12 protein-coding genes and 1 pseudogene are annotated in these 14,226 nt (G+C 43.3%); 9 read left to right on the top strand and 4 right to left on the bottom strand.

What is annotated here, in order from left to right:
* The first annotated feature begins 132 nt into the window (after nt 1-132).
* Complete coding sequence (locus ACYQY7_RS04010; protein WP_461200836.1) at nt 133-1,575, top strand: N-acetylmuramoyl-L-alanine amidase; 1,443 nt, start codon at nt 133-135, stop codon at nt 1,573-1,575.
* 13 nt (nt 1,576-1,588) lie between these two features.
* Entirely contained in the window at nt 1,589-2,335 is a 747-nt protein-coding gene (locus tag ACYQY7_RS04005) for an S-layer homology domain-containing protein (protein WP_461200835.1), read from the top strand.
* Between the two features lie 18 nt (nt 2,336-2,353).
* Here the strand turns inward: ACYQY7_RS04005 and ACYQY7_RS04000 are convergent, their stop codons facing one another.
* Complete coding sequence (locus tag ACYQY7_RS04000; protein WP_461200834.1) at nt 2,354-3,697, bottom strand: SpoIID/LytB domain-containing protein; 1,344 nt, start codon at nt 3,695-3,697, stop codon at nt 2,354-2,356.
* A gap of 2 nt (nt 3,698-3,699) precedes the next feature.
* Nucleotides 3,700-3,918, bottom strand: a complete 219-nt coding sequence (locus ACYQY7_RS03995; protein ID WP_461200833.1) for a hypothetical protein — start codon at nt 3,916-3,918, stop codon at nt 3,700-3,702.
* Between the two features lie 224 nt (nt 3,919-4,142).
* On the opposite strand from ACYQY7_RS03995, the gene ACYQY7_RS03990 reads away from it, so the two are divergent.
* Nucleotides 4,143-5,195: a glycosyltransferase family 4 protein gene (locus tag ACYQY7_RS03990; RefSeq protein ID WP_461200832.1), complete on the top strand. Its 1,053-nt coding sequence runs from the start codon at nt 4,143-4,145 to the stop codon at nt 5,193-5,195.
* A gap of 30 nt (nt 5,196-5,225) precedes the next feature.
* On the opposite strand, the gene ACYQY7_RS03985 is transcribed toward ACYQY7_RS03990, so the two are convergent.
* Together ACYQY7_RS03985 and ACYQY7_RS03980 are read right to left on the bottom strand one after the other, a co-directional pair.
* Nucleotides 5,226-6,248 (bottom strand): LCP family protein, encoded by a 1,023-nt coding sequence (locus ACYQY7_RS03985; RefSeq protein WP_461200831.1) that lies wholly within the window; start codon nt 6,246-6,248, stop codon nt 5,226-5,228.
* Between the two features lie 92 nt (nt 6,249-6,340).
* Entirely contained in the window at nt 6,341-6,979 is a 639-nt protein-coding gene (locus tag ACYQY7_RS03980) for a YigZ family protein (RefSeq protein WP_461200830.1), read from the bottom strand.
* 196 nt (nt 6,980-7,175) lie between these two features.
* Between ACYQY7_RS03980 and ACYQY7_RS03975 the strand changes: the two genes are divergently transcribed.
* The 6 genes and pseudogenes from ACYQY7_RS03975 to ACYQY7_RS03950 all read left to right on the top strand — a co-directional run.
* Entirely contained in the window at nt 7,176-8,339 is a 1,164-nt protein-coding gene (locus ACYQY7_RS03975; RefSeq protein ID WP_461200829.1) for a sensor histidine kinase, read from the top strand.
* Nucleotides 8,336-9,016 (top strand): response regulator, encoded by a 681-nt coding sequence (locus ACYQY7_RS03970; RefSeq protein WP_461200828.1) that lies wholly within the window; start codon nt 8,336-8,338, stop codon nt 9,014-9,016. The genes ACYQY7_RS03975 and ACYQY7_RS03970 overlap by 4 nt, the downstream gene beginning before the upstream one ends.
* 99 nt (nt 9,017-9,115) lie before the next feature.
* Nucleotides 9,116-9,958, top strand: a complete 843-nt coding sequence (locus ACYQY7_RS03965; protein WP_461200827.1) for a DegV family protein — start codon at nt 9,116-9,118, stop codon at nt 9,956-9,958.
* A gap of 82 nt (nt 9,959-10,040) precedes the next feature.
* Nucleotides 10,041-11,366: a DEAD/DEAH box helicase gene (locus ACYQY7_RS03960; protein WP_461200867.1), complete on the top strand. Its 1,326-nt coding sequence runs from the start codon at nt 10,041-10,043 to the stop codon at nt 11,364-11,366.
* Complete coding sequence (locus tag ACYQY7_RS03955; RefSeq protein WP_461200826.1) at nt 11,363-12,031, top strand: phosphoribosyltransferase family protein; 669 nt, start codon at nt 11,363-11,365, stop codon at nt 12,029-12,031. The genes ACYQY7_RS03960 and ACYQY7_RS03955 overlap by 4 nt, the downstream gene beginning before the upstream one ends.
* 82 nt (nt 12,032-12,113) lie before the next feature.
* Nucleotides 12,114-14,226 (top strand): annotated as a pseudogene (locus ACYQY7_RS03950) (metal-dependent peptidase); the annotation flags it as partial.

The raw sequence follows: 14,226 nt of genomic DNA, 5'->3' as shown, positions 1-14,226 counted from the left end.
CGTTTTGTGTCGTTATTTGTCGAAAAAGATCATGCGACTTGTCGAACAGAAAAATATGCTTTGTCGGGTATAGAAAAGGCTAGGATTGTTTGTTATGCTTAATGGTAGAAAAATGTCGAAAGGGAGAAGAAGATGCTGGGGAAACGTCACGTATATGGTTTGTTGTTCGTTTTTCTTGCTTTTTTTTATGTTCCTTCGTACAGTTGGGCAAATACAGAAGTAAAGCAAGAAGGACGATTTGTTGATGTCGGGGAGAATCATTGGGCAAAAAATGAAATTGATTTTTTAGCAAGTGAGCAAATTATTAACGGTTATCAAGTCGGACAAACAGTGCAGTTTCGTCCAGCGCAAATGGTGACACGAGCAGAAGCAGCAAAAATGATAGTAAGTGCTCTCGGGCAAACAGAATGGCAAGATGGCGCGTTGCCGTTTCAAGACGTTCCACTAAATCATTGGGCGCGCGGTTGGATCGCGCGGGCGGTGCAACTTGGCATTATGGGAGGAGACGGTACGGCAAATTTTCGTCCAAATGATAGTCTTTCACGTGCTGAAATGAGTATCGTTCTCGTCAATGCGTTTTCGCTCCCAAGTAAAGGGGCGGCGGTAGAATCTGCGGCGGTATTTAAAGATACAGCAGGACATTGGGCGTTAGCGCATATTAACCGTTTATATTATCATGGCATCGCAAACGGAAGAGATGGTCAATTTTTTCCGAGAGATGCCATTTCGCGTGCTGAGTTTGCGACATTGTTAGCTCGGACGATTAACGATCAATTTCGCTTGCCGTTACCAGATTTAATTCAACAAGGAAAAACAAATATTCAAGGAACGGTGACGATTTCTACGCTCAATGTTCGACAAACGCCGTCAACGACGGGAACGCTTGTTGGAACATTGCAGAAAGGGCAAGTTGTTGATGTGTACGATATAAACGGATATTGGGCGAAAATTGTTTATAACGGTCAGTTTGCTTACGTTCATAAAACATATTTAAAATTGAGAAATATCGCAGGCTCTCCTGTGAAAGGGCGCATTATCGTCGTCGATGCGGGGCATGGTGGAAAAGATCCTGGTGCAGTTGCTGGTGGAGCGAACGAGAAAACGATCGTGCTTGAAGTAGCAAAATTGTTAAAAGATAAACTTGAAAAAGCAGGTGCAACCATTATTATGACGCGAGAAACGGACGTTTATCCGACGTTGCAAGATCGCGTGAATATCGCGAAAAACAACTACGCGGAAATGTTTGTCAGCATTCATACAAATTCAGCGACAAATACAAGTGCGAAAGGAGCAGAAGTGTATTACGATTCATCGACGAATCCGAACGGAGAGGAAAGTAAAAAATTAGCACAATACATTCAAGCAGAAATTGTTCGCATGGCGAATATGGTTGATCGCGGTGTGAAAAATAGCGGTCTGTATGTGTTGCGCAACAATAGCGTGACAAGCGTGCTCGTTGAACTTGGATTTATTTCAAATGCTGAAGATCGTGCCAAGTTAACGTCGGCAGAGTATCAAAATATATATGCAGAAGCCATTTATCAAGGTATTGTGAAATATTATACATCGCAATAGAGGGGGTGGGAAGGTGAGAAGATGGATTCTCTCCGTTGTTTCTGTTAGCGTGCTTTTACTAGCAGCGTGCGAGCAGAAACATGCGGGGGCAAGCGAAGAACAAGAAATAGCAACAGCGCCATGGACGGAACAACAGTTAACAGATACGGATAGCCGTTTAAATCAAATCGATGAAAAAATGAAGCAACTCGAACAACAGCTAGCAAAAATAAAAACAGCTGCGGAATCGCCACAAGTGTTTAAAGATGTTCCAGTCGGTCACTGGGCGTATGTACCAGTCACCCGTTTATATCGTGAAAATATTGTTGGTGGTGTAGGGAATGGGTTGTTCGCTCCAAACCAAGCGATTACCCGTGCACAGGCTGCTGCGATGCTTGTCAGGGCGTTTCAACTGCCGCTGTCGAACAAGCCATCGATTTTTGCCGATGTACCAAATTCTCATCCGTTTGCCCGTGAAATTATGACAGCTTACGAGGCAGGTTTTGTTGGAGGGTATCCAAACAATCGTTTTGCCCCGCAAGAGTCAATGAAACGTCAACATATGGCGATGATTATTCAACGTGCTTTTCGTTTGCAAGCAACATCTGCTCCGTATGCAGGGTATAAAGATGTTCACGATCGGACACAAGGTGCATTAGAAATTCGCATCATTTCCCAACACGGCATTGCGGAAGGAAGTAACGGTTATTTTTATCCAGAGCAACCAACGACGCGCGCTCATTTTGCAACATTTATGCATCGCGCGATACAAATCAAATAGGCTGTGCACATGCACAGCCTATTTGATTTTTTTCACTTCAATGCCTTTATAATAGTACTTTAAAATTTGATCGTACGTAAATCCTTTTTCTGCCATCGAGCGCGCACCCCATTGGCTCATGCCAAGTCGATGTCCCCATCCATCGCCTGTAAATGTGAACTCAGTCGGAGCGGTTGGATAGTACATCGTCTCGTTTTCTGTACGAATCGAAACATTTCCATTTGTTATGATTGTTTGACCGCTATTTGTTTGAAGCGTGTAACCTGCAATATGATCAACGGATTGTTCGGATCCATCTGCTCGTTTGACTTTTACATTTGCATTTCCTTTGACGTCAAAGGCAATACTTTTTAATGAGACGCCGAAAAATGAACGAAACGCATCAGCAGATGAAACGAAAGAAGGGCGAGCTTGTACGACTCGTTTTTGTCCTGTTGTTGGGTTATACACGATCGCTTCCATTTGTTGAACGCTTCCGACATTTGTTTTTTGCGTTACACGAAGCGACACAACTTGCTCATTTGTTAGTTTAAATCTTGAAGAGACTGTATTCGCTACTACTTTTGCATTCCATCCGTAATGTGGGTTGCTTGCATGGCGATCATACGGATCGGAAACAGAACGAATGTACGGAACGGTGCTACTCCAGACATTTTCGCTATTTTCTGTGTTTCCACCAGAACTGGAGTGAAAATATGCAGAAATCGGTTCGTTTTGATATGTTGCATATACGCCCGCTGTTTCATTAACTGCTGCTGTTGATGCCGCTTGTTCTTTTGATTTTCCTCCGTACACCTGGCTTGCGACGGTCATTTGTAAAAACGATGATCTTTTTAATTGGGCGTACGCATAGCTGCGAGCCGCCACAGCTTGGGCTTTTAACGCCTCTTTATGCCAAGATGATGGCATTTCTCCGGGAACAACCCCTTTTAAATAATCTTCCATATCTAATGTATTAAATAAGTTTGGTGCGGTCGCCCCCGGAGTAATTTCAAAAGAACCGCGATATTTCACAGGTGCTGATGTGCCGTTTGCTTGTTGAATGCTGCCGATTGTGACGTCATGTTGATCGTTTCTTGTCACTTCATCTAATAAAAAGCCACTTGTTGATGTATAAGAAGAACCGTTGATCGTGGCAACAACCGCCCCATTCGTTTGCGAAAATGCTATTGGATTTGTAAACGGAATGACTTGTTTCGTTTTTAAATCAATAAGCTGATAGTTTCCATTCACTGTTGCAAGAAACGTTGCTGTCGGCAATAGTTTTACCTTTACGGGAGTTGGATATGACGCAGCATCAACGGATGTTGGGATAAAAAGAAACAGGCTAAAAGCGACTACGATCCATCGAATGCTTTTCATCATTATTTCGCCGCCTCTAACTGTTGTTTTAGCTTTTCTACTTCTTGTTCGAGTTGCTGAACGCGCTGCTCAAGCTTTGTGATGCGGTCATTTAACGGATTAATTTTTGATAGTACCCATTCGACGCTTGCTAAAACGGGTTCGCTATTTGCTAGCGTTTTTGATGCAGATACGGTCAACATTGCTGCAAGCAACATGATAACGATCGTTCTTTTTTTCACCGATTTTCTCCTCCCTAACTCTATCTATCTCACATTATAACAAATGATTTCAACAAAAAGGACGAAAATGTAACAAAATTCTAGTTTTCTATTTTCCATTTGTCGATTTTAAAATTTATGGTATAATGTCTGATAGGTTTGTGAGAAAAGATGGTAGAAAGTGTTACTTTTTAAACGATAATGGATTGAAAAATCGGGAATGCTAACAAATAGGGAGGTTTCCTATGGTTTATTTCACCTTGTTTCTTTGTTTTGTTGTAGCTGTGTTAATTACGCCTGTTGTCAAATGGTTGGCGTTTCGTGTTGGTGCAACAGACAAGCCAAACCAGCGGAAAGTTCATCAAAAAATTATGCCACGTTTAGGCGGATTAGCGATCTTTATTAGTTTTATCGTCGGTTATTTTGTATTACAACCAGCTAGTCCATATGCGACAGCGATCGTTATTGGTGCGACGATCATCGTATTAACGGGCGTGCTTGATGATATATATGAGCTGTCACCAAAATGGAAGTTGCTCGGTCAAATCATTGCAGCAATTGTTGTGATATACGGTGGCATTCGTATTGATTTCATTAACTTGCCGTTTGGTGGTCATTTGGAATTTGGGTTATTAAGTATTCCGATTACGATGCTTTGGATTATTGGTATTACAAATGCGATTAACTTAATTGACGGCTTAGACGGTTTAGCCGCTGGTGTGTCGTCAATTGCGCTTGTGACGATTGCCGGAATGGCGGCGACGATGGGGAATACGTATGTGTTCGTCTTTGCAATGAGTTTATTATTGCTCGGAAGCACGCTCGGTTTTCTTTTATATAATTTCCATCCTGCCAAAATTTTTATGGGCGATACAGGTGCGTTGTTTTTAGGATACATGATTTCGGTTTTATCGCTTCTCGGCTTTAAAAATGTTACGGTGTTTTCGTTGATTATCCCGATTTTCATTTTAGGGGTACCTATTTCGGACACGCTGTTTGCGATTGTGCGACGCATCGTCAACAAACAGCCGTTATCGGCGCCAGACAAATCGCATTTGCATCACTGCTTGTTGCGTCTTGGCTATAGCCATCGTCAAACGGTGCTCATTATTTACGGTATGGCAGCGATGTTCGGTGTATCTGCTGTTGTGTTATCGAAAGCGACGATGTTTGGGGCGTTGCTCGTTATCGCGTTCGTTTTACTTGTCGTTGAGCTTGTGGTTGAGAAAATTGGGCTTGTCGGGAAAGACTATCGCCCGCTACTGAAAATGGTTCGTGGTATGAGAAAAATTTCATAAAAATAAGAGGGTGTCTCGCTGGACACCCTCTTATTTTTCTTGCGCGAATTGTTCCGTTCTTGCTTGGTAAGATGATACATCGAGATGTGTCTTTAACGTTTGTTTAATTTCATCTACTGTTACCTCGTCAAGTCGGTAATAATATACGCCACTAATACGTGCATCTTCTCCCTTGAGGTGAAGCGTTTCGATGTTTGCCCCTGTTCCTTTTGTTGCGTAAGCAAAGAAACCTTTCATTTCTTCGAATGTTAAGTTTGTCGTCATATTTTTACCGACAGCTTCCATTATATCGTCAAATTTCGTTAATGAATGAATGCTCATCGCTTTTTTGAAAATCGCTTTCATCAGTTCTTGCTGGCGTTTGCCGCGCTCAATGTCGTTATCATATTTACGTGTTCTTGCAAGTGCTAACGCTTCTTCCCCATTTAATGTCTGTAAGCCCGGTTTTAAATGAATCGCATTTTTGCGATCTTTTGAGTCCATTTCGCGCAGCTCATAAGGAACATCAAATTCAATGCCACCAAGTTCATCGACAACATCAACAAACGCTTCAAAATTCATTTTAACGTAATAATCAACTGGAATATCAAGTAATTCTTCGACTGTTTCAACTGTTGCTTTTACCCCACCGTATGCGTGGGCATGCGTAATTTTATCATATTTTTTTTCGATTGGAATATAAACGTAAGAATCGCGCGGAATGCTAAGCAATTTAACCGTTTTATCTTTCACGTTAAATGTTGCAAGGACAAGCGCATCGGAACGTACCGCGCCCATTCCTTTCTTTTGTCGAATGCTGCTATCGTCTACCCCAATAAATAAAACAGAAATGTTGTCTGAGTTTGGATCCACTTCTTTCATTCGTTTTTCTGATTTTTCGCGTCCATCAATTTGTTCAAATGATTGCTGGATGACGGATTGCGCTTTATTGAAAAGAAACGTCGCGTATGCTCCTCCGCCGATAAGAAGTAGAAGTAATGGGAGCAACACAAAAGTCCATATTTTCTTTCGCTTTTTCTTCTTTTTTTTCATATATGCTCGTCTATTTTGCATAGTCGTTCCCCTTTTTTAAAAGTTCAACAAATATCGACATGTAAACAATCATCATTTTACAAAATTTTTATGCAGTCGTAAACGAAAATTTTTTATCCCTTTACATCAAACTCTACATATACGTGTTCGCCTTCTGTAATCGTGCTTTTTCCGTTGGTCAGCTCTGTCATCCATGTGCGGAAATCGTCTTTTTGTTTTTCCTCGACATATGTGTCAATCGTCACGTGTTCCGCATAATGCATGTTTTTAATTGTATATGTGGAGGCGCGCAATTCATTTTCCACTTTCCCAAGCCACGTGTAGTCAACGGTTGTATGCATGATGCGCATGAGTTTACGTTCGACGATGCCTGCTGCTTTTAGTCCTTCGGTTACCGCTTTGCCGTAAGCACGCACAAGACCGCCAGCGCCGAGTTTAATGCCGCCAAAATATCGTGTGACGACAACGACCGTATCTTTTAGCTTTTTCTTTTTTAACACCTCAAGCATTGGAACGCCTGCCGTGCCGCTTGGTTCCCCATCATCGTTTGCTTTTTGAATATGGTCATGTTCGCCGATGATATACGCAGAGCAGTTATGTGTCGCATCCCAATGTTTTTTCTTCATTTGTTGGATAAAGCGAACGGCTTCTTCTTCTGTTGTCGCTCGTTCGACATAACAAATAAAGCGCGATTTTTCAATGACCATTTCTGCCTCTCCATATCCTTTTACCGTATAGTATGCCTCTAACAAAGTGTAATCACCTCAAATGCTTATTTGGAATGTTGTGCGTTTGTTGTCGAAAAATGCTGATGGAAATAGACGAAACGTGCTATAATAAAAATTATAAAACGATATATCAAATGTTCAAAGTAAGAATAACATTCGAATAAAAGTCAGAAAAGTTATTTTTATTGACTTTTGGTCATTTTTTCTTTAGGTGGTGTATATGTCCAATAAGAAAATAAACGCAAAAGAGCTGGACCGAATTGTAAAAAAAATGATTGAAACGGTTGACAAAAGTAAAGCGGAGATTTTTCATATTAGTGAACAATCGCGAAAAGAACATGAGCGACTGCTTGAAGAGATGCGACAAACGAAAGAAGAAGTAAAACGTGTCATCGCTCAAACGGATAAATTAGAAATGAAAGCACGTTTAGCGCGACAACGATTATCCGATGTCAGCAAAAATTTCTCGCTCTATACGGAAGCTGAAATTCGACAAGCGTACGAGAAAGCTCATTCGCTCCAAATGGAACTAGCTATGGCACAAGAAAGGGAAAAGCAATTGCGGCAACGTCGTGATGACCTAGAAAGACGGCTAGCCGCTGTGAAAGAAACGATTGAGCGAGCGGATCATTTAATTGGTCAAGTGACCGTTGTGCTTAACTATTTAAATGGAGATTTTCGCGAACTGAGTGAATTTATTGTTGGTGCCAACGAGAAGCAAGAATTTGGGCTTCGCATTATTGAAGCGCAAGAGGAAGAACGGAAGCGCCTGTCGCGGGAAATTCACGATGGACCTGCGCAAATGCTTGCGAACGTCATTATGCGTTCTGATTTGATTGAGCGCATTTATCGTGAGCGCGGTGCGGAAGAAGCGATTCGTGAAATGCGCGATTTAAAAAAAATGGTTCGCTCCGCGTTATATGAAGTGCGCCGCATCATTTACGATTTACGTCCGATGGCGCTTGATGACCTCGGTTTAATTCCGACGTTAAAAAAATATTTACAGACGATCGAAGAATATCATAAAACAACGATTACGTTTACATATATGGGAGAAGTGAGGCGTTTATCTGATCGCTTTGAAGTTGCTATTTTTCGTCTCGTGCAAGAAGCGGTGCAAAATGCGCTAAAGCATGCGGAGGCAAAGACGATTCAAGTAAAAATGGAGCTAAAAAAAGATAGTCTGCTCATTGTCGTCAAAGACGACGGAAAAGGATTTAATCCGAATGAAAAAAAAGAAAAAGCGTTCGGATTAATGGGTATGCGTGAGCGTATCGAATGGCTGGAAGGAAATCTACATATTTACTCACAACTTGGACGTGGAACGATTGTTACGATGCATATTCCGCTCCGTAAGACAGAAGGGAAAGGGGAACAACAATGAAAACGCGCATTGTGTTAATTGATGACCATAAGTTATTTCGAGAAGGAATTAAACGTATTTTAGATTTTGAACAAGATTTTGAAGTTGTTGCAGAAGGAAGCGATGGCAATGAAGCGCTAACGCTTGTAGAACGATATAAGCCAGACGTCGTCATTATGGACATTAATATGCCTCATGTAAACGGTGTAGAGGCGACTCGTCAGCTCATTGAAGCGTATCCGGATACGAAAGTTATCATTTTGTCCATCCATGATGATGAAAGCTATGTCATGCACGCTTTGCAAACTGGTGCGATGGGCTATTTATTAAAAGAAATGGATGCCGACGCTTTAATTGAAGCGGTTCGTGTCGTCGCAGAAGGCGGTTCGTATTTACATCCAAAAGTGACGCACAATCTTGTAAAAGAATATCGTCGCCTCATTGCGCAAGAAGGGGCAGGACAAGAAAAACAAAAACAAGACGTATGCCGTCCGTATCACTTATTGACACGTCGGGAATGTGAAGTGTTGCAGCTATTGGCGGATGGAAAAAGCAACAAAGGTATTGCTGATGCGCTTTATATTAGTGAAAAAACAGTAAAAAACCATGTGAGCAATATTTTACAAAAACTAAACGTCAACGACCGTACCCAAGCGGTTGTCGTTGCGATTAAAAACGGCTGGGTCGAAGTGAAATAAGGTTGTCGAAATCGATTCGACAACCTTTTTCAATGCAATCGTAGTTGTAATGTAGTACAATGCAAATAGGAAAAAATTTGGACAAGGAAGGTAGAAGCGATGAAGACGGCGATTTTAACGGATAGTACAGCGTATATCCCAAAGCATATTCGCGAACAGTTGAATATACATATCATTCCTTTGAGTGTCGTTTTTGGAACGGAGACGTATCGAGAAGAAATCGATATAAGCGCAGAAGATTTTTTTGATAAAGTGAAAACGAGTGAACAACTGCCGACAACATCACAGCCGCCGATTGGACTATTTGCTGAAACGTTCGAACAGCTTGCGAAACAATATGATGCGGTCATTTCGATTCATTTATCAAGCGGTATTAGTGGAACGTATCAAGGAGCGGTTGCGGCTGGTCAAATGGTCGAAGGCATTCGTGTATATGCATATGATTCAGAAATTAGCTGCATGATGCAAGGATTTTATGCGATCGAAGCAGCCGAAATGGCGCAAGCAGGTGCGCATCCGGAAGCGATTATTGCTCGGTTAGATGAAATGAAACGATCGGTGCGCGCTTATTTTATGGTCGATGATTTATCGCATTTGCAGCGCGGCGGTCGATTAAGCGGCGCACAGGCGTTTATCGGCAGCCTCCTGCAAGTCAAACCGATTTTGCATTTCGTTAATAAAGTGATCGTTCCGTTTGAAAAAATTCGTACACGTAAAAAAGCGTTAAGCCGAATGGAAGAGCTATTTGCGGAAGATGCGATGCTCGGCGTTCCTATGCGTGCGGTCATTATTCATGCGAACCGTGAAGAAGAAGCACGCGCATGGAAAGAAAAGCTCGAGCAACAATATCCGCACGTTGAATTTTTCCTTAGCTATTTCGGACCTGTTATCGGCACGCATTTAGGAGAAGGTGCGATGGGATTTGGTTGGTATAAAAAGTAAACAGGAATTTTTTTGACTAGCGCGAATAAAAGAAGTGGGCGACTTGTCCACTTCTTTTTTGTTGGGGGTGATTTGTTTGTATATGGCAGGCAAACAGTTGCTAAAGTCTGAACTTTCTTTTCCTTATGATGAGAACTATGTTCAAATTGTTGAAAGCATCGTCAAAACGAAAAAAGGTTATCGTTGTGTGCGATGCGACAACGAGGACCAACAGCTTTTTGCTTCTTTTCCGTGCGCTCGTTGTGGACGTATATGTACGTATTGTCGTAAATGTATAATGATGGGGCGATGTAGCGAATGCAATCCGCTCGTCATTTGGACTGGCTCTACTCCTTCCATCTCTTTTTCTTCACCGCTACAATGGAACGGTCAATTATCTCCAGCTCAACAACTCGCATCCGATGAAGTTTGTCATGCGATTGATCAAAACGAATCTTTGCTTGTTTGGGCGGTATGTGGAGCCGGAAAAACAGAAGTGCTATTTGCAGGAATGAATATGGCGTTGTCGCAAGGAAAGCGCGTCTGTCTTGCTGCTCCGCGTACAGATGTCGTATTGGAGTTAGCCCCGCGCCTTGCAAATGTTTTTCCGTCTGTCGATATCGCAGCGTTATACGGCGGTAGCCAAGACCGTGGCAAGCTCGCTTCGCTGACGGTGTCAACGACCCATCAATTGCTTCGGTATTATCGCGCTTTTGATGTGATGATTGTCGATGAAGTCGATGCATTTCCGTATAGTGTGGATGCGATGCTTTCCTATGCGGTCGAACGCGCCCGAAAACCGAACTCCCCACTCATTTATTTAACCGCAACCCCAAATGAAAAATGGCAACGTGAAGTAACAAGCGGAAAACGAAAAGCGGTGACAATTCCCGCTCGGTATCATCGTCATCCGCTTCCTGTCCCTACCTTTGAATGGTGCGGCAACTGGCAAAAAAAGTGGCGCCACAAGCAGTTGCCTTCATGTGTTGTTCGATGGGTAAACGAGCATCTCGAAAGAAACAAACAAGCCTTTTTATTCGTTCCTCACATTGACTTTTTACAACAAGTTGTTACATTCTTACAACAATTTCATCCTCACATTGAAGGGGTACATGCTGAAGATCCGAAACGAAAGGAAAAAGTGCTTGCTTTTCGGCGTGGAAAAATTCCTCTTCTTGTCACAACGACCATTTTAGAGCGCGGGGTAACGGTCCCAAACATTGACGTTGCTGTGTTAGGTGCAGAGCAACCGATTTTTACAGAGAGTGCGCTCGTGCAAATCGCTGGACGTGTTGGTCGAAGCGCGCAATATCCAACAGGTGATGTTCGTTTTTTTCATTTCGGAAAAACGAAAGCGATGGTAGCAGCAAAGCGCCATATTATACGGATGAACGATGAAGCACGAAAGCGAGGGTTGATTGACAAATGAAGTGTCTCATTTGTCATGATGAATGGATGCCTCCGATATCGTTTGCTATGCTTTTCACGCTTCGTCAAGCGGATGTTTGTTGTCCGCGTTGTCGAGCTCGCTTTATTCGCCTTGAAGGAAATCGTTGTGAACGATGTAGCCGTTTAAGTGACGTACCGATATGTGCCGATTGTATAAAGTGGAAACAGCGCAAAAGCGCCTTGAAACAAAACTATTCCGTCTATATATACGACGACTGGATGAAAGAAGTGATCAATCGTTTTAAATTTCGAGGAGACTATGCGCTCGTTGAAGCATTTCGCCATGATGTTTGTGCTGTGTTTAACGAACATTTTTCTTCCGATGTGTTCCTCGTACCGATTCCACTTAGCCCTTCTCGATTAGCTGAACGCGGATTTAATCAAGCAGAAGCAATCGCTTCGCTTCTATCATTGCCAATGATTTTTGCCTTGCGACGTATTGATGATGAAAAACAATCGAAAAAAACGAGGCGTGAACGTTTTGTCGGGCGCAAGTTTTGTTTGACAGGAGAAGATGTAGCCGAAAAGCGCATTGTCATCGTTGATGATATTTATACGACAGGGGCAACGGTGCATGAAGCGGCCAACGTTCTTTATGCAGCAGGGGCACGTGACATTTCTTCTTTTACGCTCATCCGCTCATAGTTGGGAACAAACTCCCATTGAAAACATCGTACCGATGGTCGATATAAAAAATAGGAATATTGGAGAACGGAGATGAGTCGTTATGGAAATTCGCGGATACGGACATTATCGCTCGACATCGTCATCTTCAACGACTGTGACGTTAAAAGCAGGAGATGTGTACGAAGCAGTTGTGAAAGAACAAGTAGGTGAAAAAGAAGCGATCGTGCAATTGCGAGGTGTCGATATTCGGTTTCGTTTTGAAGGTGACGTGCCGCCGTCTGGACGAGTGAAAGTACAAGTAACCGGTAGTGATGGGGATATTGTCGAAGGAAAGATTGTGACACCGACCTCCACATCATCATCTGAAACGTTTGAAACGCCTGAACTTCGCCAGGCGGTGACGATGGTAGCACAAAAGCAATTGCCGCTCACTCGAGAAACGGTGGAGTCGTTACGCACGTTTTTAGCAGAAGGAAAAGGAACGGTTGAACAAAAGTTAGAAACGATTCAAATCGCAGCAAGCAAAAAGCTTGATATGACGATGAAGCAGTTACAAGCGGTTCATGAAGCGCTCCACGGCAAGCCGTTAAGCGAGTCGTTACATGATATCGTTCGGGCGATTGATGAACATTTTTCATTTACTCCAATCGCAAAGCAACGGTCGCAAACGGTCAGTGAGCTACGTGCACAACTGCAACGAGAGCGAAACATTGATCGTGCGATTGAATCGGCAAAGCAGTTTGCAGAGGAGAACGGACATGACGAAATCACAAAAGCCGTTCGAGAGGCGACGTTGTTAAAAGAGCGCGGACACGAGATGTTTGCCCGCAGTCGCATCATGCAAGCTGTTGCTTTGGCAGAGGCGAATGAAAAGAGAATAGATTATGTACAAACTGAACGAGCAACAACGCAAGGAAAACAGCTACAAACTGTACGTCAACAAATCGAACGTGAGCCGATCGTTGCAAAAGCGCTCACTATTGCAAAAGAGAGTGATGTCGTTCGTCAAACGCTCGGTCCAGCGTTACAAGAAGCAGAACAGTTGTATCGCTCAGGCCAGCCACTTAGCGCCAAACAGCGATTGCTTGAAGCGTTTGCTTCTGTTGAGAAAACAGAAGATGTGTCGGTACGGCCGTCTCCAGCTGCACAAAAACAAGCGATGGATGAAGCGAAACGAATTGTTCGCACATCTCGCTCGATAGAAGATGCTGTTCGTCAGTTGAAAGAAACGGTGTTGCCACGCATTGAAGCGAATGAATTATATGAAGCGATTGAACGTGTAGAACGACTAGGAGAAAAGACGAAAACTGATCTCATTCAAGCATTGCGAGCAGTGGGACAAAAAACGGATATACGAACAGAAGTAGAAATGAAAGAAACGTTGCGCACGAACGCATTAGCGATAAAAGTAGACAGCCAAGAAGCCCAGCTAAAACAAGTGGCAGAGGTGCGGAAGCAAGTCGAAAACGCTCCAAATGTGAAAGCAGTAGAGGCGCAAGTGAGAGAGGTGACTCGTACGTTACCAGCAGAGCAAGCAGAGAAAGTGGCTCGTGCGCTAGAACAGTCGAAACAGCTGGAGACAATGGGACGCAATGTGGAAGCGCGTCAACAGTTGATGCAAGCATTACGTGTAGTGGAAGAAGCAGTCACAACTGAAGTGTTACAAGAGGCGAAAGAAGCGTTGCGAGCGAATACTGCAGCGACAAAGGTAGAAACAAAAGAAGCGCAGCTGAAACAAGTGGCAGAGGTGCGGAAGCAAGCAGAAATTACCCCGACGGTGAAAGCGGTGGATTCGCAAGTGAGAGAGGTCGCTCGTACGTTACCAGCAGAGCAAGGAGAGAAAGTGTCTCGTGCGCTAGAACAGTCGAAACAGCTAGAGACAATGGGACGCAGCGTGGAAGCGCGTCAACAGCTCGTGCAAGCATTACGTGCGGTGGAGGAAGAAGTGGTTTCGGACGTCGTACGAACAGCAAAAGAAGCTGTACGAGCGAATACCCCAGCACCAAAGGTAGAAACAAAAGAAGCCCAGCTGAAACAAGTGGCAGAGGTGCGGAAGCAAGTCGAAAACGCCCCAAATGTGAAAGCAGTAGAGCCACAAGTGAGAGAGGTGACTCGTACGTTACCAGCAGAGCAAGGAGAGAAAGTGGCTCGTGCGCTAGAACAGTCGAAACAGCTAGAGACAATGGGACGTAGCGTGGAAGCCCGACAACAGC

This window comes from Anoxybacillus sp. TBDG-1 (assembly GCF_054815885.1).
This window is presented reverse-complemented; position numbering and strand designations above follow the sequence as displayed.

Coding starts and splice junctions, on each gene's coding strand:
- ACYQY7_RS03975 (WP_461200829.1), top strand. CDS start 7,176: ATGTCCAATAAGAAAATAAACGCAAAAGAGCTGGACCGAATTGTAAAA.
- ACYQY7_RS03965 (WP_461200827.1), top strand. CDS start 9,116: ATGAAGACGGCGATTTTAACGGATAGTACAGCGTATATCCCAAAGCAT.
- ACYQY7_RS03960 (WP_461200867.1), top strand. CDS start 10,041: ATGGCAGGCAAACAGTTGCTAAAGTCTGAACTTTCTTTTCCTTATGAT.
- ACYQY7_RS03955 (WP_461200826.1), top strand. CDS start 11,363: ATGAAGTGTCTCATTTGTCATGATGAATGGATGCCTCCGATATCGTTT.
- ACYQY7_RS04000 (WP_461200834.1), bottom strand. CDS start 3,697: ATGAAAAGCATTCGATGGATCGTAGTCGCTTTTAGCCTGTTTCTTTTT.
- ACYQY7_RS04010 (WP_461200836.1), top strand. CDS start 133: ATGCTGGGGAAACGTCACGTATATGGTTTGTTGTTCGTTTTTCTTGCT.
- ACYQY7_RS03985 (WP_461200831.1), bottom strand. CDS start 6,248: ATGCAAAATAGACGAGCATATATGAAAAAAAAGAAGAAAAAGCGAAAG.
- ACYQY7_RS03990 (WP_461200832.1), top strand. CDS start 4,143: ATGGTTTATTTCACCTTGTTTCTTTGTTTTGTTGTAGCTGTGTTAATT.
- ACYQY7_RS03970 (WP_461200828.1), top strand. CDS start 8,336: ATGAAAACGCGCATTGTGTTAATTGATGACCATAAGTTATTTCGAGAA.